This window comes from Pseudomonas sp. B3(2017) (genome assembly GCF_002113595.1).
Classification (GTDB): domain Bacteria; phylum Pseudomonadota; class Gammaproteobacteria; order Pseudomonadales; family Pseudomonadaceae; genus Aquipseudomonas; species Aquipseudomonas ekonensis.
Genome location: NZ_NEIU01000013.1, coordinates 108,081 through 129,494 on the forward strand (window position 1 = coordinate 108,081; position 21,414 = coordinate 129,494).

Annotated in this window: 17 protein-coding genes, 1 tRNA gene and 1 pseudogene; 8 read left to right on the plus strand and 11 right to left on the minus strand. The window is 59.8% G+C overall.

The window, feature by feature from the left end:
• Positions 1-55: 55 nt before the first annotated feature.
• Complete coding sequence (locus CAG33_RS19115; RefSeq protein ID WP_085582410.1) at positions 56-493, plus strand: Lrp/AsnC family transcriptional regulator; 438 nt, start codon at positions 56-58, stop codon at positions 491-493.
• A gap of 56 nt (positions 494-549) precedes the next feature.
• The gene (locus CAG33_RS19120; RefSeq protein ID WP_085632802.1) at positions 550-876 is read left to right on the plus strand and encodes a YceK/YidQ family lipoprotein; all 327 of its coding nucleotides are present in this window, start codon (positions 550-552) and stop codon (positions 874-876) included.
• 73 nt (positions 877-949) lie between these two features.
• On the opposite strand, the gene CAG33_RS19125 is transcribed toward CAG33_RS19120, so the two are convergent.
• Positions 950-1,621, minus strand: coding sequence for a Bax inhibitor-1/YccA family protein (locus CAG33_RS19125; protein ID WP_085582406.1), 672 nt, complete (start codon positions 1,619-1,621; stop codon positions 950-952).
• A gap of 123 nt (positions 1,622-1,744) precedes the next feature.
• Here CAG33_RS19125 and CAG33_RS19130 point away from each other — a divergent pair.
• A tRNA-Ser gene (locus CAG33_RS19130) sits at positions 1,745-1,832 on the plus strand.
• A 217-nt stretch (positions 1,833-2,049) separates the two neighbouring features.
• Here CAG33_RS19130 and CAG33_RS19135 read toward each other — a convergent pair.
• The 6 genes from CAG33_RS19135 to CAG33_RS19160 all read right to left on the minus strand — a co-directional run bounded on the left by CAG33_RS19135 (position 2,050) and on the right by CAG33_RS19160 (position 11,291).
• Positions 2,050-3,777 carry a bifunctional diguanylate cyclase/phosphodiesterase gene (locus CAG33_RS19135; RefSeq protein ID WP_085582404.1) on the minus strand — a complete coding sequence of 576 codons (1,728 nt, stop codon included), beginning with the start codon at positions 3,775-3,777 and terminating at the stop codon, positions 2,050-2,052.
• 12 nt (positions 3,778-3,789) lie between these two features.
• Positions 3,790-5,535, minus strand: coding sequence for a methyl-accepting chemotaxis protein (locus CAG33_RS28545; RefSeq protein WP_085640106.1), 1,746 nt, complete (start codon positions 5,533-5,535; stop codon positions 3,790-3,792).
• 209 nt (positions 5,536-5,744) lie between these two features.
• Positions 5,745-7,079 (minus strand): amidohydrolase, encoded by a 1,335-nt coding sequence (locus CAG33_RS19145; protein WP_218189700.1) that lies wholly within the window; start codon positions 7,077-7,079, stop codon positions 5,745-5,747.
• Between the two features lie 121 nt (positions 7,080-7,200).
• The gene (locus tag CAG33_RS19150) at positions 7,201-7,878 is read right to left on the minus strand and encodes a DUF3313 domain-containing protein (protein ID WP_085640112.1); all 678 of its coding nucleotides are present in this window, start codon (positions 7,876-7,878) and stop codon (positions 7,201-7,203) included.
• Positions 7,879-8,082: 204 nt separating this feature from the next.
• Positions 8,083-9,429, minus strand: a complete 1,347-nt coding sequence (locus CAG33_RS19155) for a DUF1329 domain-containing protein (RefSeq protein ID WP_085640115.1) — start codon at positions 9,427-9,429, stop codon at positions 8,083-8,085.
• Positions 9,429-11,291, minus strand: coding sequence for a DUF1302 domain-containing protein (locus CAG33_RS19160; RefSeq protein ID WP_085582396.1), 1,863 nt, complete (start codon positions 11,289-11,291; stop codon positions 9,429-9,431). Before CAG33_RS19160 ends, CAG33_RS19155 begins: the two co-directional genes overlap by 1 nt.
• Before the next feature lie 292 nt (positions 11,292-11,583).
• Between CAG33_RS19160 and CAG33_RS19165 the strand changes: the two genes are divergently transcribed.
• Both CAG33_RS19165 and CAG33_RS19170 read left to right on the plus strand, forming a co-directional pair.
• Positions 11,584-12,657, plus strand: coding sequence for an AraC family transcriptional regulator (locus tag CAG33_RS19165; RefSeq protein WP_170930029.1), 1,074 nt, complete (start codon positions 11,584-11,586; stop codon positions 12,655-12,657).
• 158 nt (positions 12,658-12,815) lie between these two features.
• A complete protein-coding gene (locus CAG33_RS19170; protein WP_085640118.1) occupies positions 12,816-14,381 on the plus strand; it encodes a carboxylesterase/lipase family protein in 1,566 nt (521 codons plus the stop codon).
• A gap of 56 nt (positions 14,382-14,437) precedes the next feature.
• Here CAG33_RS19170 and CAG33_RS19175 read toward each other — a convergent pair whose 3' ends face one another.
• Both CAG33_RS19175 and CAG33_RS19180 read right to left on the minus strand, forming a co-directional pair.
• Positions 14,438-15,472 carry an AraC family transcriptional regulator gene (locus tag CAG33_RS19175; protein WP_085656516.1) on the minus strand — a complete coding sequence of 345 codons (1,035 nt, stop codon included), beginning with the start codon at positions 15,470-15,472 and terminating at the stop codon, positions 14,438-14,440.
• Between the two features lie 186 nt (positions 15,473-15,658).
• Positions 15,659-16,702 carry an AraC family transcriptional regulator gene (locus CAG33_RS19180; protein WP_085632814.1) on the minus strand — a complete coding sequence of 348 codons (1,044 nt, stop codon included), beginning with the start codon at positions 16,700-16,702 and terminating at the stop codon, positions 15,659-15,661.
• Positions 16,703-16,805: 103 nt separating this feature from the next.
• Between CAG33_RS19180 and CAG33_RS19185 the strand changes: the two genes are divergently transcribed.
• The 3 genes from CAG33_RS19185 (at position 16,806) to CAG33_RS19195 (ending at position 20,518) form a co-directional block, all read left to right on the plus strand.
• The gene (locus tag CAG33_RS19185; protein WP_085582388.1) at positions 16,806-18,311 is read left to right on the plus strand and encodes a DUF1254 domain-containing protein; all 1,506 of its coding nucleotides are present in this window, start codon (positions 16,806-16,808) and stop codon (positions 18,309-18,311) included.
• 222 nt (positions 18,312-18,533) lie between these two features.
• On the plus strand, positions 18,534-19,562 hold the full coding sequence (locus CAG33_RS19190) for a DUF1254 domain-containing protein (protein WP_085582386.1): 1,029 nt from the start codon (positions 18,534-18,536) through the stop codon (positions 19,560-19,562).
• A gap of 26 nt (positions 19,563-19,588) precedes the next feature.
• Positions 19,589-20,518, plus strand: coding sequence for a transporter (locus CAG33_RS19195; protein WP_170930030.1), 930 nt, complete (start codon positions 19,589-19,591; stop codon positions 20,516-20,518).
• A gap of 262 nt (positions 20,519-20,780) precedes the next feature.
• Here the strand turns inward: CAG33_RS19195 and CAG33_RS28790 are convergent.
• Both CAG33_RS28790 and CAG33_RS19205 read right to left on the minus strand, forming a co-directional pair.
• A pseudogene (locus CAG33_RS28790) lies at positions 20,781-20,972 on the minus strand (hypothetical protein); the annotation flags it as partial.
• 122 nt (positions 20,973-21,094) lie between these two features.
• The gene (locus CAG33_RS19205; RefSeq protein ID WP_085582582.1) at positions 21,095-21,313 is read right to left on the minus strand and encodes a hypothetical protein; all 219 of its coding nucleotides are present in this window, start codon (positions 21,311-21,313) and stop codon (positions 21,095-21,097) included.
• Positions 21,314-21,414 lie beyond the last annotated feature (101 nt).

Here is a 21,414-nt window from a genome sequence, read left to right on the forward strand (position 1 = left end):
TCCGCCTTTTTTATCGAGGGTGGATGCCCTCCACCGCCTAATCAGGAACCGCACCATGACCGACGACATCGACCAGATCCTCATCGGCGCCTTGATGGAGGACTCGCGCCGCTCGCTCAAGGCCCTGGCGCAGATCAGCGGCCTCTCCTCCCCCAGCGTCGCCGAGCGGCTGAAACGGCTGGAAGAGCGCGGCGTGCTCAAGGGCTACACCGTGGAGATCGACCCGAAGTGCTTCGGCTACCAGTTGCAGGCCATCGTCCGGGTGCGGCCGCTGCCGGGGCAGTTGCAGGAAGTGGAGCGGCAGATCCTGTCGATCCCCGAATTCACCGAGTGCGACAAGGTCACCGGCGAGGACTGCTTCATCGCCCGCCTGCACGTACGCTCGATGGAGCAGCTGGACACCCTGCTCGACCGGCTCAACACCCTGGCGGAAACCAATACCGCCATCGTCAAGAAAACCCCAGTGAAACGTCGATTGCCGCCGATGAACTGAGTGCTTTACCGACGGGATCAGCGTAGATTGATGTTTTTCAGGCGAAGGAATGCGGCATGAAAGTCTTGGCAATGGCGCTGGCGGCGTTGACGCTCACCGGCTGCGGAACGGTGCAGACCGTGGCGCGTTCCGACCAGACGTCCGTGGACTACCTCAAGGACAAGAAAACCTATTGCGGGGCCGTACCGCGGATCTACAGCGGCGTGGCATTCGATTTCTGCCAGTTGAACGCCCAACTGGGAGACGGCGTCGATGCCTTCAACCACAGCAACGCGCCGCTCGGCGTAGTGATCGATGCGGCGGCGTCCGGGGTGCTGGACACCCTGCTGTTGCCTTACACGGTCTACCGGCAGCACACCGACGGCAGCATCGTCATCAACTGATAACGCCTGCGCGTTTTCACAGGCAACAAAAAACCCGCCGAAGCGGGTTTTTTTAGGGTTGCGCGATAACCGATCAGTCGTCGCGGCCCAGAATGCCGAACAGTTGCAGCAGGCTGACGAACAGGTTGTAGATCGATACATACAGGCTGATGGTGGCCATGATGTAGTTGCGCTCACCACCGTGGATGATCGCACTGGTCTGGAACAGGATGCAGACCGACGAGAACAGCACGAAACCTGCGCTGATCGCCAGTTGCAGGCCGCTGATCTGGAAGAAGAAGCTGGCCAGCGTCGCACCCAGCAGCACGAAGAAACCGGCGGTGATGAAGCCGCCCAGGAAGCTCATGTCCTTGCGGGTGATCAGCACGTAGGCCGACAGGCCGCCGAACACCAGGGCCGTCATCGCGAACGCGGAGCTGACCACTTCGGCGCCGCCCTGCATGCCCAGGTAACGGTTGAGGATCGGGCCGAGCAGGAAGCCCATGAAACCGGTCAGGGCAAACGCCGACACCAGGCCCCAGGCCGAATCGCGAAGCTTGTTGGTGAGGAAGAACAACCCGTAGAAACCGATCAGCACCACGAAGATGTTCGGGTAGCCGACGCGCATCTGCTGGGCCACGAACGCCATCACGCCACTGAATGCGAGGGTGAGCGCCAGAAGGCCGTAGGTGTTGCGCAGGACGCGGCTAACTTCTAGCTGCTCGGCCTGCACGCCGTTGTGAACTGCGTAATCCTGTTCGCGCATGGCGACACTCCTGTTGGTTTGAAACGTTCAGTCGCAAAGATGATAACAGACGCTCTGCAACAAGCCATGTACAGAGTTTGACAGTGTGTTTCATTCAGGTATTATGGCGCCCGCAATGCAAACGGAGGTGTGGCCGAGTGGTTTAAGGCAACGGTCTTGAAAACCGTCGACTGTAACAGGTCCATGAGTTCGAATCCCATCGCCTCCGCCATCTTCTATACGACAAAGCCCTGATTATTCAGGGCTTTGTCGTTTCTGGCATTCAGGAATCCTATTCTTTCCCCCTGGATCGTTTTCGCATCTTTTCAGCCATTTCACGAAGGGCCACTCAGTGGCCCATCCCACACAGCTGTCCAGCACCAGAGCCCGGTTTGAGCGCTACGTCCCCGCAAACGGCTTGCCTACGGTTCCCCTGAAATGCCCTTCTGTTACTGAATCCGCCCTTCGACCCAAGTAATGAGTGCCTCCAACGGCATGGGTCTGGCGAACCAGTACCCCTGCCCTTCGTGACATCCTTCGGCCTGCAGGAACGCCAGTTGCTCGCGGGTTTCGATACCTTCGGCAATTGCCTGCATGCCCAATGCACGGGCAATGCTGAGAATGGCGCGCACGATCTCCTGATCGGCGGTACTGCCAGGCAGCATCGCCACGAAGGATCGATCGATTTTCAACTTGTGGAACTGAAGGCTACGCAAGCGGCCAAGGGATGAATACCCCGTGCCAAAGTCGTCCATCGCCAGGCGAATGCCCGAGCGGCGAAACGCCAGCGAATTGCGCATGGCCTGCTCCGCGCCCGTCATGGCCACGTCTTCGGTGATTTCCAGGACCAGTCTCTCGGGTGGCAGTCCGGTCTCCTTGATCATTTGCTGTATCACCTCTACGAACTGCTCGTCGACGAACGAATCCACACAAACATTCACCGCTACCGGCACATCCAGAATGCCCGACTTGATCAGCCAGGCGTTATCGACGCACGCCTGACGAATGACCCAACGGGTAATGGCGGGCATCAGGCGATATTTCTGCGCGATGGCTATGAACTGGCCGGGTGCAAACAGTGTATCGCCATGGTGCCAGCGAATAAGCGCCTCCAGGCCTGAAGGCAGGAAGGTTCGCGTATCGAACTGCAATTGGTAGTGCAGTTCGAATTGCCCAAGCTCAAGCGCTTCGCGCAAACAAGAGACCAGTCGATAGTTGCGCTCGTTTTCCTCACGCATCTCATGGCTGAAAATACGTACTTCGCCGCCCCCGTCGGACTTGCCCCGGTACATCGCGATATCCGCCGCGTTGATCAGTTTGTCCGCCGATCGGCCATGCTCGGGAAACAGACTGATCCCGATGCTGGCCGAGACCAACAGCGGCACACCATCGATGTCGAACAACTGCTGGAGACTTTTGATCAAGCGGTCTGCGATCTGCTCGGCCTTGTCGCCATCGTTCAGCAACAGGAACGCCACGAACTCGTCACCACCGACTCGCCCCAAAATATCGCCGCCCCTCAAAGCCAGGCGCAAACGTTCGGCGACCTGTTTGAGCAGGCGATCACCCACTCCGTGGCCGTAGCTGTCGTTGATGTTCTTGAATCCGTCCAAATCAATGAAGAGCAAACCCAATCGACCGTTGGTCTGCTGGCAATTGCCCAAGGCTTTTTCCAGCATTTCCACAAACTGATGGCGATTGATGCACCCGGTCAGGTCATCGTAAGTGGCCAATTGGGTGATTCGCTTGGTCAATCGATGGCGTTCGCTGATGTCGTAGCAGACGCCGACGAAGGCGCGTTGTCCCCCCAGCTGGAATTCATTGACGTTGAACTGCATGGGGAAATAGGAACCGTCTTTGCGCTGCCCCAGCACCTCGCGCCCGCCGCCGACGACCCTGCGCCTGCTGGCATTGCGAAAACTTTCAAGATAGGTCGGCTGGCGCTGGTTGTAGGCTTCGGGCAGCAAGACCGAGAGATTTTGCCCAAGTAACTCCACTTGGGCGAAATTGAAGTTATGCAGCACCGAGTGGCTTGCCGCCTGGATGATGCCGCGCTCATCGATGACCAGAACCGTATTGGGCGACGCATCAGTGATGGCGTCGAACAGCGACAGGTCCAGGACTATCGGAGCATCGTTGTGTCGGCCACTCGGGGCATCGTCTTTCTGCTGAGACATCGAATGTGCCCCCTACAGGCGGAAGTTGCCGACCTGCGCCGTCAATTCATCACACACCTGACGCAACGTCTGGCAATCCTGCTGGCAGCGATGGGTTTCACTGGAGGTGAAATGAGCCAGGTCGGCAATGCCTTGAACGTTGCGATTGATTTCCTCGGTAACCGAGGACTGTTCCTCTGTCGCGGTCGCCACCTGGCTGTTCATGTCGCTGATCCGTTCGATCTGCGACGCGATTGCCTCCAACGATTGATTGGTCCGCTGGCTGGCATCGACGCCGGTCTGCGTTGCCGCCTGGCCAGCGCGCATGGAACTGACGGCTGTTTCCGCCCCTTGCTTGAGGCCCTGGATCATTTGCTGGATTTCATCCGTGGAGTTCTGGGTGCGACCGGCCAGGGTTCGGACCTCGTCGGCCACGACGGCAAATCCGCGCCCCGACTCGCCGGCCCGTGCCGCCTCGATGGCGGCGTTCAGCGCCAACAGGTTGGTCTGTTGCGAAATGCCGCGAATCACCGCCAGCACTTGATCGATAGACGACACGTGTTCGGCCAGCTCACCGACGGAGTGACCGGCTGTTCCGATTTCCTCGGCCATTTTTTCGATGTGCGCGGTGGACTCACCGACGATGCCGCTGGCTTGATGAGCTTCTGCTTGCGCCACTTGCGACGCCTCTGCCGCACCACTGGCATTGCGGGCGATCTCCTGAACGGTAAGCCCCATCTCATGCACGGCAGTGGCCACCAGGTCAGTCATTTCCCGTTGTTGAGACGCCCGTGCAGCGGTCTCTTCCACCACCTGGGCAACTTGCGCCACAGCACCGCGCAACTGTTCACTCGTCTGGGTAATGGCGCCGATCAGAGTCCTCAACGTACGGGTCATCACCCGCACGCTGCCTAGGGCGCTCCTGTCCGGGGCATCGTGAATCGTCACGGCCAGATTGCCGCTCGCAATTTCCGTCAACACACGGTCCAGTTCGGCTGGGGCGCCGCCCAACTGCTCGATGATTTGTTTTCGCCCCAAGTAAATCATCAGGCCGATCTCACCGATCAACATGAGCAAAACCGCCACAAACAGATTCTGCGCAAAATTCAGCGCGTCGTTTGCCTGTGATACCGCCCGCGATGTGCGCCCTTCCATCAGGCCGAAGAATTCATCGACCGGCTTCATGATCTGTGCCTTGAAGGCATGATATTGCGGGCTGTGCACCAAGGTGCGAGCGAGCGCGAGATCAGGCTCGCCGTTGACGGTGTAGTTGCCTTGGGCATCCACGAACTTGCCCTTGACCGCATTCATCGCCTGGACTTCGAGTTGAACAAGCTTGTCTGAATTGGCCTGCGCTTCCTTGAGTTTGGCGAACTCATCATCCGTGAAACCATCCCGCTTCATCAGGGTTTCCAGGGCCACCGCCTCGCCATCAGGGCGAGGCTGCGCATTGCCCGCCGCGACGAAATCCCAGTAAATACGGTGATAGTCTTCAGGACGCGGAGCCTTCCCGTTACGAATATCGAGAATCTGCAGGTACTCGCGCTCGTACTCCGGGTTGGCCGTCACTACATAAGTCCGCCCCAGGCGGGTCAAATCGTCGGAGCTTTGGCGAAGTTCATCCGCCAGCAAGTAGGACTGATAACGCCTCTCGCTGACCTCGCGTGCATCATGGGCGGCTTGTTTGAGCGTCACGAAGGTGTAAAGCAGGCCTGAAAATGTCGCCACTATCGCAACCAGCACGTATTGGATCGCTCTCGATGTGTTGGCTAATTTCATTTCTATATTCCTGAATCTGGATTTACATGCCCGCAATGGCGATAGCTGCACAGAGGGTTGAGTCCCCGGCAGCCCTGAGCGCCTGACCTGCGCTCAACTGCATTGCGAAATGCTCTAAAGGCATTTGAGATGGCGTAGAAGACTTACCCGACTCCAACCTGGCGATCCTCACCAGGTAAAGAGCCAGAGTCGGGCAACACAACGTGCGGCTATTGCGGTTTGGCGAAAAACGCCAACAGTGTCGCGCTCATGGCCCGCGCACCCGCTGCAATCGCCGGTAGCTCGACGACGAACTTCGGGCTGTGGTTCATGGCCGGCGCCAGTCCTTTTTCGATCAGGTTGGCATAGGCATCGGGGAGCCCGCCCCCCACCTCGACAAACATGATTTTGGTGTCGGGAAAAGGTGTGGCGAGCATGTGAAAGTCTTCCGACCCCATTGCAGGCGGCAAGCCGTTCAATACCTTGTCGGCACCCAGTTGGCGCACCAAGGCGGCACGGGCAATGACGGTCGCCCCCGCGTCGTTGACCAACGGCGTGGAGTGCCCCTTCATGGTGTACACAGGCTTGCGTTCGGTGGGCATATCGTTCATGTCCAACACACCGGTGTTGACCGACTTGATACCCGTGATCATCCGCTCGCGGACACGCTCGTCGTACCAACGCAAATTGAGCTTGAGTGAAGCGCTGTCGGGAATGATGTTGTTGCTGGTTCCCGCCTGAAAGGCGCCCACCGTCAACACGGCCGGCTCGGCCTGATTGACCATGCGACTGACGATGGTCTGATAACCCATCACCGCCATGGCCCCCATTACGACGGGGTCTTTTGCCGTGTGCGGCGCCGAACCATGCCCGCCCACCCCAGGCAACACAACGTCGAGCTGATCGGTGCCCGCCAGTCGCTTGCCCTCACGGACCGCGACACTGCCAGCGGGATAAACCGGGAACACATGGGCCGCCAGCAGGACATCGGGTTTGGGAGCGAAGTCGTAGAGGCCGTTCTGCACCATGGCGTTGGCCCCTTCGATGATCTCCTCGGCAGGTTCGGCCACCAGCACGAGGGTTCCGGACCATTGATCCTTGAGCTGGGTCATGACTTTCGCCACCTCCAACAGCCAGGTGGTATGGGCATCATGACCACAGGCGTGCATCACCGGCTGGTTGGGATCCCCAAGCCAATTTGCGCTTTTGGTGCTTTGGTAAGGCAGCCCCGTTGTCTCTTTCACAGGCAGTGCATCCATGTCGGCCCGATACATCACCACAGGCCCTGGCCCATTGCGAAAAATGCCCACCACACCGGTCTTGCCGATGCCGCTCTTGACTTCAAAACCTCGTGCCTTGAACTCATTGGCCACCAACGCCGAGGTTTCTTTCTCCTGAAAAGCGAGTTCCGGATTCTGGTGCAGGTGTTTGAACACTTCGATCAGATGCGGCTCGTCCTGGGAGACCAGCGCATTGATCTGTTGAGTGACATCTGGGTCTGCGGCCTGCACAGAGCAAGTGCTCAATGCGATGGCGAGCGAGCTCAAATAAAAACGAAATGGCACAGAAACATCCTCTTGTGCTTGATGGGCAGAGGGAGTTCGCCTGATCAAGGGCTCCCGTTCTTTCATTGGATTGCTCATAAGAAAATGCGGACGGCGAATGACCATCCGAGCGCAAGCGCGCTTAGCGGCTTGCGCTCCTGAGCTTTTCGTAACCCTGACGCATGTCGCCGGCCCACCCATCGATGGCTGACTTGACGTCATTGACGGTTAGCCGCTGCTTGTCATTCTCGAGTTCGTGCGCGGTACTTTTGCGTACCACCTGTGCCAGCAGTCTGTGGCTGTTCCCGTCGAGAAACTCAGCCTCAGTAGCGATTTCCACTGTCTGATCACGCCCCCCGGCGGCGGTGTTCACGGTGGCGGCGAGAAACCACAGCGGCAGGAACTCATAAGGCTTCAGGCCTTCGTTATGTGTTGACACGGCGGTGATGGCCGGACGCATAACGATGGTGTCGGGCCCCGGAGCGTTGACCAGCTTCAGTTTTTTGCCGAACTCGCGCTTGAGGGCTTCATCGAAATACTGAGTGATCGATTGCAGTGTCTGGCCGGAAATGACAGCGGTGGTTATGGGCGCGGGATAAAGCTGGCTGGGTTCAATGTAGATCCGGGTGTAGGTCGAAAAGTCTGCCTGGGCATCGACCCAGCGCATCACGGGCTTGCCCGAAGCGCTATCGCCAGGTTGCAGATGACTGTAATCCCGCAGAAATCCCGAGTATTGGCCAGGCTCCACTTGCGAACCTGCGCAACCCGTCAGGCCTACAGTTGCCGCCCACAATAGTCCATTGAGTAACATCGCTCTCATTGCATAAGACTCCATTTCAGAATGTCGACAGCGCCCTGAGCACATAGGCCCAGCACCGTCTTGCATGGCTTTGATCACGAAGTCGTGGGTGCCGTGCATCGAAGCACGGGTTCGGAGTTCCGGGAATTGATCCATGGAAACCGGCCCCGCGCGCCCTATGCCAGCAACAGATGGGCGAACCCACTCAGGTGGGCTCGCGCCGACTCATTTACCCAGGCGCCGGATTTCCGCAGGCGTGAAATCGGCTTTGACCATCGGCGCACCGTAGGCGACCTTCTGATTGACCTCGTTGGTCATCTGGGAAACCCCGTAGCGTCCCGAAATCAGGTCGTAAGTGGTTTCGGCAACAGTGGTCGGGACCTGTACGTCGTACAACATCGCGTAGTGCGCTTCGAACAGGCGCCACAACTCGCCGCGGGTGTCATACATGTCCGAAGCCAGGATCTGCCACGAGTCTTCGTCGATGTAGAAGCGGCGTTTGCCGTAGACATGGCGCGCATCGGGTTTGAGTGTTGCCTCGATGACCCATACGCGGTGTTTCTCATAACGCAGCGGATCCGCACTCAGATGCCCGGGCTTGAGCAGATCGGCGTACTTCAGGGATTTGCTGTTCAACTTGTAGGCGTTGTACCCCACCAGCAACTCCTGCTTTCCGATCAGCTTCCAGTCGTACCGGTCCGGTGCTCCGTTGAAGCCGTCGGTCCCGTCGCTGGTGATCTGGCCAAAGCTGTAGCGCGCGCTGCTGTCATAGGAGACGGTGGGCGCGCGGCGTACGCGGCGTTGCCCCGGCAGGTACTGCCAGGCCGAACGCGCCTCTGTGACCTGGTTCATCGGTTCGTGAATCAGGGTCACTTCGCCTGCGTAGCGCGAAGGCGTCAAGGTCTGCGCGCGATAGAAATAGAGCAGGTTATCTTGGGGATCGAGATCCTTGATCCGGTCGCGGAATGCAGCCACCTGGTTGTAGGTCACAACGGTGGATTGTCCTTGGTCCTGAACGGTGGCCGACGCGATCTCTCGAACGAAAGAGCCACCGCGATAACGGGTCAAATGGTTCCAGAGCACTTCCAAAGGTTCAGTGGGCTCTGCAAAGGGAATCCCGAAATTGTAGTTTTTCAGGCCGTACCCGCTGTCGGCCAACTCGACCTTACCCAGGTTAGCCTTCGCTTCATCCTGATCGGTCTTGGGAATCGTGGCGGTACGATGGGTCGGATACACCGGCATGCGATAGTCGGGGAACCGCGTGAACATGGCCACCTGGCCCGGCGTCAGGACACTCTTGTATTGACCGACATTATCCTTGGTCACGGTATAGAGCGGTTTCTCCGCAGCGAACGGATCGGCGTAGTCGCCGTTCGCGCTGACGTGAGCCGCGTTGGCGGCGATGCCCCCCGTCCAGGCCGGAATGCTGCCATCGCTATTCCCTGCTTTCTCCGACCCCATGGGTGTCAGTTTCGCACCGATCAACCCAGGGTCGTTCTGTTTGGCTTGGACAATGGCGCAGGCGGCCATCAAGGCCAGAACGAGCGGCAATTTCTGTGTGATGTTTTTCATTAGAAGCTCACCTTGAGATTCACCGAGGCGAAATCGCGGTCATCGATGGTGGAGAATTTGTTGTTTCCAAGGAATTCGTTGTAGGCAAATTCCAGCGAGTAATCGTTGCGGTAGTCGAAGGTCAATGTCAGACCCACGGCTTGTTGACCTTCCTGGAAATTGGGGCCATAGCCCTCGACGTCATGTCGCCAGTTGATGGCGGGGGTGATGACCGTTGCCGGCAGAAACTCCTCATAGGAAAGACCTGCGCGCAGGCGATACCCCCAAGAGAAGTTGGTATAGATGCCATCGGTGTTGCAGTAGTCGGCATTCATCTGCGCGACTTGCGCGGCGTTCAGACCGCCAGCGCCGGCACCGACGCAGGAAGTGGCGACACCGGTGGTGGGCAAGGTACGTCCGTAGCCGCCGGCGCGACCGAAACGCTCCCCATCCATGTCATCGATCCAGTTGAACCCCACCTCTCCCGCCAGTGAAAGGCGGTTGGCCCCCATGACGTTGGAAAGGGTGTCGACCGCGCCAAGGCTGAACTGCCAAAGCGGTTTGCGCGCATAACCGTCGACTTCGGAACCTCGGGCCGCCGCCAGTTGCGCAGGCGTCAACGGCAGGATCGGCGTGGTGTTCGAACCCGCCAGCAGTCCGACGAAATCCGCGCCGTTGTAGGCCAGCGGCATGTTGGGCCGATAGCTCAGCTCACCGAAGGTGGCGGTGGTGCCGATGATGCCGCTCAGGCTGGCGCCGAAGAGACGGATGTCCTCGGGGTAGACGTTTGAGTAGTCGCCGGTATTGATGTTGACGTTGGCCCCCGCCGGCGCCTGGCGGGCAATGACGCCCTGAAGCTGTGGAGTCCTGCTGTGGTAGTTGATGTAGTACAGCCCCAGATCGGCATCATGCAACGACTCGATGGTGTAGTGCATGGCAAGGCCGTACTGGCCGGTATCACTGGGGTAGTCCGTGGACGTGCGTCGCAGATAGCGTTCACGCTGCGCGTTGGCGGCACCCGCTGCGGGATTGAAGTCCTGCAGGGATTGGGCCGTGGTGCCGGTGCCGCCGGCGATCATGTAGTTGTTCTGGCAGCCTTCCTGCAGGTTGTCGGCAATACTGAAAAAGGTGCCGCAACCATCGAATACCGAAGGACGGAAGTTGTACTGCCAGAACCCTTCCAGGCTGACCGAGTCGCTCAAGTCAAAGTTGAAGCTGATCATCTCGACGGGCAACTGCCCTTCCTTGAGCTCCACCCCCGGCCGGTTGAAGGCCGAGACGTCGAGGGGGTTGATCGCGTTGACACCGTTCTGAATGAACAATGCCTCGCCCCAACTCAGCACTTGATTGCCGAATTTGACGTTCAACGAATGGTCGGCAATGTTGAAGTCCTTCCAGACATAAGCATCCAGTACTTCGAATCCTTTGAATCGGGCGAGGTCCTGCCAGCCGGAATCATTGAATTTCTCGTAGTCACCGTTGCCTGTCTCCAGGGCATGGTCATACCAGTATTTGAATCGAACGAAGGCGCCCTGCGAACCATCGTTCAGATCGAAGTCGGTCAACCCTTTGAACACCGTCGAGAGGGTGTCGCCCTTGCTGAAGTTGAGCTTGCCGTTATCGGCGTTGTAGTTAACGCCGGTGCCGGTTTTCCCGATAGTGGCGGCATCCGCGGCCGTCATCTGGAACTTGTCGGCATTTTTCAGCGCCCAACTGGTGCCCAGACTGAGTGTGGTGTTAGTGGTCAGCCCCCAATCATCGTTGACCTGCCAGGTTGTTGCATTGACAGACTGGCTGCCGATGGCAACGCCCAATGCAAGCAGGTGCGGATAAGGAAGCGATGTTTGACGGCGGGCTCTGCGGGTGATTGAGACTTGCTTCATGTGTTGACTCACCTGTTATTTTTTTATTGGCGATGAGGCACTCAAGCGTCCGCCAGTCACTTGCAGGTGCTGGCGATAGTCCTAATAACGCAAAAAGCGAATGCCCCGCTGTAACCATGCGAGCAAACAACGCGCAGGCATGAGTCATTGGCTGACAAATAGTTTCCCCGGAGTGGGATGGCGCTCTCGGCATACCGGGACATTGCTGTGGGGCTGATCCGTGCACGCAGCCGGTGCTGGCCGGAAATCGGGCCGCAGCCCCTGCCGATTGCGCGTACAGGCGCGGCGCGTCATGCTGGAGATCCTTTTTCCCCTGGCAGTAGACGCAGTGATGGAGACCACCCCGCCACCCCCGACTCCAGGTGCCAGAACCACCCTGGCGTCGGTCGCACGCGCCATTACCAAAACCCTGGAGACGGACTACGGCATCGATCCGTTGCCCGTACTGATCGATCTGGGACTCGACCCGGCCATCCTGCAGGATAACGAACTGCGCATGGATCTGACCGACATCACACCCTTGTGGCTGCGCGCAACCGAACTCAGCGGCGACCCGAACGTCGGCATTCGGATTGCCAGGCGCCTTGCCCCCTCCGATCTGTACGGCATTGATCTGGCGCTCTATACCAGCGCCACGCTCGGCGACGCCGTGCGACGTTTCGTGCTCTTCCTTCCATTGATCACCACTGTCACCCGACTACACCTGTCGCAGGACGACAGGGGGGACTGGCGGATGGAAACCCGCCTCACCGGTGTGCGAGTGCCGGCCGATGCAGCACGGGATTGTTTCAACTATCACAACGTGAAGATGTTTGAACGCCAATGCTCCTCAAAGGCCCCGGACTTTCTGCGCAGACTGGAACTCCCCCGCTCCCGGCCGGCCGACCCGACACCCTGGCTGAAGTTGGGCGTTGAGGTGCTGTTCGGGCAATCTTGCTCAACGTTGGTCTTCAAGCGTGAGGCATGGGATAAAGCCCTGCCAGGTGCCAACGCGCACTGGCTGGTTCGAGTTGAACAGCCGATTCTGCAGCACCTTGCCCGGCTTGGTGCACCTGTACCGCTCAGCGCATTGCGGGCAGGCCTGGCCGAAATACTCGGGCAGGAAGTCAGCCCGCAACATCTGGCCGACGCGCTGACGCTGCCCTTCGAATGCGTGAACCTTTCCCTGGCCCAGCAAAAGACCACCTTTGCAAAACTGCTTGATCAAACCCGAGAGACGCAGACGCTCAACCTTCTGGCCTTGCCCGACCTGACGCTGGACCAGGTCGCCAGTCGTGTGGGTTTCAGCTCCAAAAGCAGCTTGATCCGGGCGTTTCGACGGTGGAAAGGTATCACCCCGCTCAGTTACCGAAAACAGATCGGTTAACGGCAGCCGATTCGGCTCTCAGTATTCTTTTTGTCAGTTGAAGACATGCGTATGCGTCTGAGGCCCTACAGAATTTCGATCGTTATCGTCCAGGCATGCGTGATGCCGACTGCGCTACCTGCAGTTGAGTAACGGGTTGAATCAAGGGAGACAGGGAAATGAAAGTTCCATTCTGGGTCGCACCGGTGCTGCTGGGCAGTTGGCTGCCCCTGCTGGCAACGGCGGCAACCGGCAAGCCACCGTTTCCTGAACAGGTGCGCGTCGATACCGGGTTGCTGCAAGGTGTCGCCAAACAAGAGGTACTCAGCTTCAAGGGCATTCCCTATGCCACGCCCCCCATCGGTGAATTGCGCTGGCGGGCGCCGCAACCGCCCAAGGCGTGGGACGGCGTGAGAAGCGCAGACGCTTTCGGTCCAGAGTGCATGCAAGTCGACAAGGTGGCCATGTCGGAAGATTGCCTGACCCTGAACATCTGGCGACCGGCCGCCGCCAGCACCCAACCACTGCCGGTGATGGTATGGATCTACGGCGGCGTACTGGTTCATGGCGCGACATCCCTCTACCCGGCGGATGCCTTGGCCGCGCAGGGCGTTATTGTCGTCAGCATGAATTACCGCATGGGACGCCTGGGGTTCTTTGCGCACCCCGCTCAAGAAAAGGACGCGCCGGATGAAGTGCACGGCAACTATGGCTTCCTCGATCAGCAGGCAGCGCTTCAATGGGTGCAGCGCAACATTGCCGCATTCGGCGGCGACCCCGGGCAAGTGACACTTTTCGGCGAGTCGGCCGGGGGTGGTTCGGTTCTGGTGCATCTCACCTCCCCTTTGTCCAAAGGGCTGTTTCAGCGCGCCATTCTGCAATCGCCCGGCATTCCGACCGCCCGCATGACGGCCCTGCCGTTGACCTCACTTGAACAGGCCAGGCAGCGCGCGCTGGACTACGCCCGCTCGCAAGGCATCCACGGCGACGGTGCGCAAGCGCTGGCGGCGCTGCGCAAACTGCCCGCAGAAAAACTGGTGCAAGGCACCTCGGCGTCTGAAGTGATGGCCGGGCTTTCCCGTGGTGTCCCCGTCAGCGGCGTCGCTGGCGCCATCCTCGATGGACGCATGATCATCGAGTCGCCGGAACAAGCACTGGCTGCGGGGCATCAGGCCAAGATGCCTGTACTGGTCGGCGCCAACAGTCGAGACCTGGGGATCGGCGATGCCAAGAGCAAGGACGAACTGTTCGCGCGTTTCGGTGAGGCTTCCGATGAAGCCAGGCGGCTGTACGACCCGAGCGGTGAACAAGCGCTGGAGGAACTGAAGAGCGATGTCCTGGCCGACGAGACGCTGATTGAACCCGCCAGGCACTTGGCGGACGAAGTGGCCAGGTCAGGGCAACCGGTCTGGTTGTATCGCTTCGGCTATGTCGCCGAAGTCCTGCGCGGCAAACAAAAGGGTACGTTGCATGCCCTGGAGATTCCTTACACCTTTGACTTGCCGGCTGCGTTGGTCGGCAAGGGCGTCACTGCCGACGACAAGGCCATGGGCCGTCTTGCCAGTGCCTACTGGACGGCATTCGGCAAAAGCGGCGACCCCAATGGTGCAGGCAGGCTGCAATGGCCCCGGCACGATCCGGCGATCGATCGACTGATGCATTTCACTAATGAGGGCCCTGTCGTCGGGACCGACCCACTCAAGCCGCGCCTGGATCTGGTCGCTGGGCAACGGGCGCATCAGTGACCGCCTGCGTCCTGTGAGCTGCCCGGGCCTGCGCCGGCCCCGGGCCGTTCGAAAAGTCAGTGTTTGAACAGCGCCTTGCGGTAAGCCAAAGGGGTCATTGCTTTCCAGCGCCGAAAAGCCCTGATCAGGCTGCTTACCTTGCTGTAGCCGACCCGCGAAGCAATCTGCGCCAGGCTCAACCCCGGCATGGCCAGCAGATGCAGCGTTTGCGCTTCGCGTGTTTGATCCAGTAGCTGGCTGAACGTGACGTGCTGTTGTCCCAGCGACTGTTCCAGGCTCTGTGGAGAGATACCCAGATCGGCGGCGAACTGTTCCAGGCTCAAGGGCCGGTCCAGTCGATCAATCAAGCGAGTGCGCAATGCACTCAACGGCAGAGGTGCCCCCAGTCGCGCAAGTTGGCGCAGGATCGGCTGCTCGACTTGCGCCAGCAATTTCGCGTTCGTCCCCAGTATCGGCCTGTCCCAGATGTCGGCGTGAAAAACCATCGAAGCATGGCCGCGACCAAAATGGATCGGTACGCCCAAGGCCTGCCATGGCGTCGGGTCGACGGGGTGCGCACGGGTCAGTTCAATCCGACGCAAGAAGCGCCTTGCCGTCATTTGGCACTGCCGCTCGAACAGGTGGATTTGCGCATAGATGAAAAAATCCCTGGCGGGCGCCGAGGGTTCGCCACCGCTTTTGAGGTGATAACTGAGCACCCAGTCACCGTTGCAATCGCGCTGCACCCTGCCTTCGGTGGCGGTGGTGAGCAGCACGAGGAGCTGGGCGAAGCGCTGGACCGCCTCGCCCAGCGTTGCGCTCGCATAGAGCGCCAGATCGATGCCATACAAATCCGCCGGCGCGATGTGCCGGGCGATACGCAGGCCGAACTGTTCCTCTGCGGTGAGTTTGACGCACAGCGCCCACAGCTGGCTGAAATCGGGCAGAGGGATGCGTTGCTCATCGGTCGACAGCGCGCCGGATGCGAAACCGGCACTCTGCAACACGGCGCTGGCGTCGATGCCGTACTCGGCTTCCAGTCCTCTGGCAATGCAGCGAGCCACCGTCGCCAGCGTGGTGTGGGATACATCGGCTGAAGGGCTGGAACTCATGGGCACGGGCTTGGCGGTCGAAAAAAAAGCGTCCCGCCTGATCGACGGGACGCTCAATAAGAGTGGTGTTCAAGGTCAATGACAGGGTGCTGCTCAGCGACGCTCGATCACACACTCACTGCCATACTCGAGCCCCAAGTTTGGCACCCGCGAACGCACTCATGTGAGGCACCCGCTGACAAAAAATTAACCCTGCCCGCCCTTTCCTTCACGCAACTCGCTGGGTGTGGAGCCATACCAGCGGCGAATCGCACGGGTGAAACTGCTGACTTCACTGTATCCCAGTTGATCGGCAACTTCGGCGATTGACAGAGGGCTGTCCAGCAAGAGGTCATGGGCCAGGTAGCGTCGATGGATATCGATCAGCTCGCTGAAACTCCAGCCATCGCGCAGCAATGCCCTGTGCAGGGTGCGAGCGGTCATGTGCAGCCGTTCGGCCATGTCTTCCAGATTGATGCCTGTGCGCAGCTCCTGCAGTACGGCACTGCTGGCCATTTCCAGCAAGCTGCCTTTGGCGGTCTGGCAGGCGTAGTCATCCATGGACTCTTCCAGGGCCTTGCGCACGCTGAGCGGGCCTGCCGGTCGTTCGAACTGCAGCGCCTCGACGTCCAGCACCATTTCATCGCGTGGTGCGGCGAAATACACCGGTCTGTCGGCCAGGCGCTGCCAAGGGCCGGCGTCGACGGGGGGCGGACGCCGCAGGTGGATCTCAATGATCGGGTTCGGCGCGCATATCCAGCTGCGCAAATGATGGATCTGCCTGGCGCACCAGTAGTCGACCTCCTCCACCGCCGGTCGCAGTTTTGCAGGGGCCTGCAACTCGAAGCGCAGCGTGCCGGGTTGCTGATCGAAGTGAAGTTGGAGGTGACTGGCCACCAGCGGCCAGAAGCGCTGCATCATGTGCAGGGCCTCCAAGCGTGTAGGCGCCAGCTGCATCAGATAATTCAAGCCGAGCAACTGGCCCAGATCCGCAGGCCTTGCGGCGGCCACGCCAATGGCAGGGTCATCGTCCAACGCTCGCGCGCACTCCCAGAAGTGTCGCGAAAGAAACGCCGGCAGCCGCAGATACGGTTGGCGCAATGCCGACAACGGGAAATTCCAGCGCTGCTGCAGCGCCTGCATCGATGTTCCCCGCGACTCCAACAAGCGAATCCCCGCCATGACCGTCGAAGGCGAAAGCGAAAGGCGGTCGCGGTGATTGGGGTAATTATTTGTCAGCCAAGGATTCATCTCTGCTCACCGGTTGCCTGCAAGTTTCTTCAGGGCCACGTCGTTGCGCGGCCTCAGGGGATCCCCCTCATGCGAGAACAAAAATAACAGGTGAATCAAAGAAATGAAGCATAAATCAGCCAGCGCCCCCCAGGACAACACGAATCGAGCCGAAGGCCATTGGGGCCTGAATGACTGGACCGACACCCACACGGGGATGTACTGCAGACGCGACATGCTCAAGGCACTGGCTGTGTTGGGGGCCACCGGCCTGTCGACCGGTCTCGCGGCCGGACCGCTCTGGACCAGCCCGGCGGCACTGGACGAAGAGGCAGCCTACAAACTGGGCATGCAAGCCTATGTCTATGGCTATCCGTTGATCTATTTCGCACGCCTGCGCTATTCGCGCATGATGGATGGCGACCCGATGATGCGGGTTCGCCAGACCTGGGGGCAATGGCTGCACCGCAATGTGCCCGTGACACCGGACATCGCCGGTGCGCCGCAAACGGATACGTTGTATTCCAGTCTATGGCTGGACCTGCGTGCGCAGCCTTACATCGTCACCATTCCCCGCATGGACGATCGCTACTGGAGCGTTCAGTTCTGCGATCTGTTCGGGTCGACCTTCGGTCTTCCGAGCCGGCGCAGCCTGCCCCAGGGCGGACGTGTAGCGGTGGTCGGCCCTGACTGGAACGGCATGCTGCCTGTCGATATCGATCTGGTTGTCCGTGCGAAGATCCCGCAAACGTTCAATGTCATGCGCATCTTCTTTGCGAACGAACAAGACCGTCTGAAGGTCATCGACTTTCAACAGCGCTTCGTCGTCGCGCCGCTGTCAGACTTTCTGGCCGGCACGGACTCCGTTCCCGGGGTCGAAGCCGAGCTACCTCGCCCGCCATTGCCGACGGAAGACCCGCTGGCCGATTTCAAGATCCTGCAGGACATGTGGCAGGAATGCCCACCACCCATGGAAGACGCCACCCTCGTCAACCGTTTTGCCAGCCTTGCATTGGCCCAGGGGCAGCATGGTTTCGAGCACCTCTCCCCCGAAGTCCAGAGAGGCCTCAAGCGCGCCGAGCAGGATGGACGCCAGACGGTGATTCAGGCATCGCGGGCGCTGGCCGGAATGCATACCGCCAACGGCTGGACGCTGCCCAAACGGACCCTGGGCTACTTCCATGACAACGACTACCTGTATCGGGCTTCAGTGGCTTTGGCCGGTACAGTGGCGTTGCCCGTGACCGAAAACCCTTACCACGTCTTGCAGAAGGATGGCTCCGGCGCCCTGCTCAACGGTGATGTGCGTTACACGTTGCATTTTTCCGCCGACCAGATACCCGATGCCGAAGCCTTTTGGTCGCTGCACGCCTATACCGCCAAATACACGGTCATCGATAACCCGATCCACCGCTATGCCATCGGAGATCGCACAGCCGGTTTGAAATACGGCAGCGACGGCAGCCTGGATATTTATGTCCAGGCCGAGGATCCGGGCGCGGACAAGCGCGCCAACTGGTTGCCGGTCAAGAAGGGCGATCTTTTCTGGTTGATGGTGAGGGCCTACGAGCCACGCGGCTTGATGAAGGAGCTGCGCTGGGACGGTCCGACGCTGATCAGGCTCGGCTGATCGCTCTGCCCTCTGCAGACAACCGGCATTGCCTCCCGGCAAGGCCGGCACTTTTTGTCCGTACGACGGATTGAACCTCGGATGGAGGCAATCCTGCGGGCGGTACATTTTTTGTCAGTTGAGGATTGGTGGTCAGGCACCGGCAGCGCCGATGCTCCGGATCGAGCAATTGCGACCATCGCAATCCGATAAGAACGCCCCTCCGCTCTCAAGGAAAGATCCATGCGCAAACCTGTTTCCCCCCGCGCCCTCACCTGCATGGCGCTCTGCTTGTGTTCACTGGCCGTATCGGCGGACGACAGTCCTGCCGTGCGAGTCGACGCGTTCAACTTCATCCGTGCAGAAACCGATCTGTACTTTAAGAGAACCGTCGAGAAAGGCGGGTTCGGTGCCCTGATACATGAACGCGAACCGACCGCAATCGAAAAGCAGACCGTGGTGAGGATGAACCGCGACACCCTGTACACCTCAGGGGTTTTCGATCTGGACGCAGGGCCCGTCAGCATCACCTTGCCCGAGGCCGCAAAGCGCTTCATGTCACTGCAGGTGATTTCCCAGGATCACTACACCACCGAGGTGACCTACACCCCAGGGCGTCATACCTATGACCGGGACAAGGTTGGCACCCGATACGTATTTATCGTCGTGCGCACGCTGGTCAACGCAGGGCAGCCGGACGACGTCAAGGCCGCTCAGCGCTTACAAGACGCCATTGGTGTCGAACAGGCCAACAAAGGCCGATACGAAACCGTGGCCTGGGATGCGGCTTCACAGACAAAAGTCCGCCAGACCCTGGAGACATTGTCCTCGTTCGGCGGCGGACCGCACATGTTCGGCACCCGCGAGGAGGTCAACCCGATCGCGCATCTGATGGGCACGGCCGCGGGCTGGGGAGGCAACCCGGATTACGCGGCCAAATACGTCAGCGTGTTCCCGGAGCACAATGACGGCCGCACGCCCTACAAGCTGACGGTCAAGAATGTCCCCGTGGACGGTTTCTGGTCATTGAGCGTCTACGACCGCAATGGCTACTTCGAAAAAAATGCGCTGGGCGCGTACTCGCTCAACAACCTCACCGCCAAGCCCGACAGGGACGGCGCCTACACCATTCAGTTCGGCGCATGCCAGGCCACGACGCCCAATTGCTTGCCCGTCACCGCCGGCTGGAACTACGTCGTGCGCCTGTATCGGCCTCGCCCTGAAGTCCTCGATGGGCAATGGAAGTTTCCTGAAGCGCAACCTGCCCAGTGATGCACAACCGTCGCCCGGACCATTCCATGTCTCTGTACCCAAACAAACATTGCGTCTTTTTTTCCCTGTTGCTGGGCATGTCATGTGAAGGACAAGCCGCCGATGACGGCGCTCGTGCCTATCAATTGGCGCCTGTCGGCACGAAGATGCTGACCGTTCACGGCATTGCCACCCGCGGTAACCAGTCGGCTGCGCCTGGGTCGGTCATCCGCGGCAGCGAAGTCGATGTCAATGTCGGCGTTCTGCAGTACACCGAGGTCGTGGATCTTGCAGGGCATGCCACCGCTGTTTTCGGTGTGCTGCCGTTCGGAGAGGTCGAGGCGACGGTGGAGTTGCCAAGGCAATCGCTTTCGACGTCCAGCTCGGGTCTTGGCGATGCGCAACTGGGGGTGGCGTTCGGCTTGATCGGGTCGCCGGCATTGTCCGTCGAGGAGTACGTGAAGTATCGCCCGGGATTTTCCCTCGGCATTCTCGGCAAAGTATTCTTGCCCACCGGTGAGTACGACTCGAACAAAGCCGTCAACTTGGGCACCCACCGCTACGCTTGGCAGTTGGGGGCACCCATGTCCTATGCGCTGGGCAACTCCTGGCTGGATCCATCGCTGACCACCTTCGAACTGCTTCCGGCCGTGATTTTCTACAGCGACAATCATTCGCCCTACGGTGCCAGGCGCAAGTCCCAAGCACCGTTGTACGGTGGTGAGGCTCACATCACCCACAACTTCGCCAGCCCATTCTGGATGTCGGCGGACATGCTGTTCTGGCGTGGCGGCGAAACCCGCACGGACGGAGAAAATGACGACAATGCGCAGCGATCCTTATCACTGGGGGTGACGGCCGGTCTTACGCTCTCCAGGAACGCCTCGATCAAGCTGACCTATGGGGAAGCTGTTGACCGCAACGAGGATGGCGTGGAAGGCAAACTCGGTCGAGTCATTTATTCCTATTTGTTCTGAAATGGCGACTGCGGGATCTCTGACACCCGTCAAGCATAGACGAGGGCCTTGTTGTGAAAGGCGAACGGCTCAGTGCAATTGGCTTGAAATGCCGATCACCCCTTTCATCGGTGATCGGCAGGGTGTTCCCTCCTCCCCCTGGGCTTCAGGCACCCGATTCAGGATCGCTGGCAGGCATGCCGCGGGGTGTCTCTACGTCGCCGCTGCGCTCGGGGTTCCGGTGAGGCTTGCCGGCACCGCCGAGAGCGCCCGTGCTTCCCGGTTCGGGATGCTCTGTCGCTACCGCGTTTGCGGCATCGACGTCGGCCATGTCTTCGTCGACCGGAGCTTCGTCATCCGGCGGCAACGGCGGTTGCGGTTCACTCCGTCCCGGATCGTGCCCGGTCTCGTTGTCCGTTGTGCGGGTAACGGCCTGCTGCGATTGATTGCCTGGTGCGTTCTCGTCAATGTCCATCATGCCTCTCCGGCTGCGGCGCGGGAATTCCGTGCATAGAGGTGAGAAGCCACGGGGCGCCGCAAGTGCAGCGCAATGGACGAATGGCGCACACAAGAACCCGGCCAGAGGCCGGGTTTCGCTTATCGTCTGTCATCCGAAAGCGGCGTCGGCTCATCCGCTTCCGGCGTGACCCTTTCAGCCGGATCCCGCCAGTCCTGCGGACGATCATCCGGTGGATTCTTCAACGGGTCGTACTTGTCGGGATCCTCAGGATCCAGTGTCGGCTCCTCCGTACCGGGTTCAGGTTTGGAGGGAACAGAACCTTGCGCTTGGTCTTCGAAACTCGAATCGGTAGACATAACCACCTCACCCATGAAGCCCCGGATAATCCGGGCCGTACAGGTTCGAAGCCGCGAGGCTTGCCGAGTGCGGCCGAACAGATGAACGGGCGAAGGAAAAC

Bases quoted from the DNA above. Each gene is read 5' to 3' on its own strand.
- CAG33_RS19115 (WP_085582410.1), top strand. From the start codon at position 56: ATGACCGACGACATCGACCAGATCCTCATCGGCGCCTTGATGGAGGAC.
- CAG33_RS19120 (WP_085632802.1), top strand. From the start codon at position 550: ATGAAAGTCTTGGCAATGGCGCTGGCGGCGTTGACGCTCACCGGCTGC.
- CAG33_RS19125 (WP_085582406.1), bottom strand. From the start codon at position 1,621: ATGCGCGAACAGGATTACGCAGTTCACAACGGCGTGCAGGCCGAGCAG.
- CAG33_RS19135 (WP_085582404.1), bottom strand. From the start codon at position 3,777: ATGTCTCAGCAGAAAGACGATGCCCCGAGTGGCCGACACAACGATGCT.
- CAG33_RS28545 (WP_085640106.1), bottom strand. From the start codon at position 5,535: ATGAAATTAGCCAACACATCGAGAGCGATCCAATACGTGCTGGTTGCG.
- CAG33_RS19150 (WP_085640112.1), bottom strand. From the start codon at position 7,878: ATGAGAGCGATGTTACTCAATGGACTATTGTGGGCGGCAACTGTAGGC.
- CAG33_RS19155 (WP_085640115.1), bottom strand. From the start codon at position 9,429: ATGAAAAACATCACACAGAAATTGCCGCTCGTTCTGGCCTTGATGGCC.
- CAG33_RS19160 (WP_085582396.1), bottom strand. From the start codon at position 11,291: ATGAAGCAAGTCTCAATCACCCGCAGAGCCCGCCGTCAAACATCGCTT.
- CAG33_RS19165 (WP_170930029.1), top strand. From the start codon at position 11,584: ATGCTGGAGATCCTTTTTCCCCTGGCAGTAGACGCAGTGATGGAGACC.
- CAG33_RS19170 (WP_085640118.1), top strand. From the start codon at position 12,816: ATGAAAGTTCCATTCTGGGTCGCACCGGTGCTGCTGGGCAGTTGGCTG.
- CAG33_RS19175 (WP_085656516.1), bottom strand. From the start codon at position 15,472: ATGAGTTCCAGCCCTTCAGCCGATGTATCCCACACCACGCTGGCGACG.
- CAG33_RS19180 (WP_085632814.1), bottom strand. From the start codon at position 16,702: ATGAATCCTTGGCTGACAAATAATTACCCCAATCACCGCGACCGCCTT.
- CAG33_RS19185 (WP_085582388.1), top strand. From the start codon at position 16,806: ATGAAGCATAAATCAGCCAGCGCCCCCCAGGACAACACGAATCGAGCC.
- CAG33_RS19190 (WP_085582386.1), top strand. From the start codon at position 18,534: ATGCGCAAACCTGTTTCCCCCCGCGCCCTCACCTGCATGGCGCTCTGC.
- CAG33_RS19195 (WP_170930030.1), top strand. From the start codon at position 19,589: ATGTCTCTGTACCCAAACAAACATTGCGTCTTTTTTTCCCTGTTGCTG.
- CAG33_RS19205 (WP_085582582.1), bottom strand. From the start codon at position 21,313: ATGTCTACCGATTCGAGTTTCGAAGACCAAGCGCAAGGTTCTGTTCCC.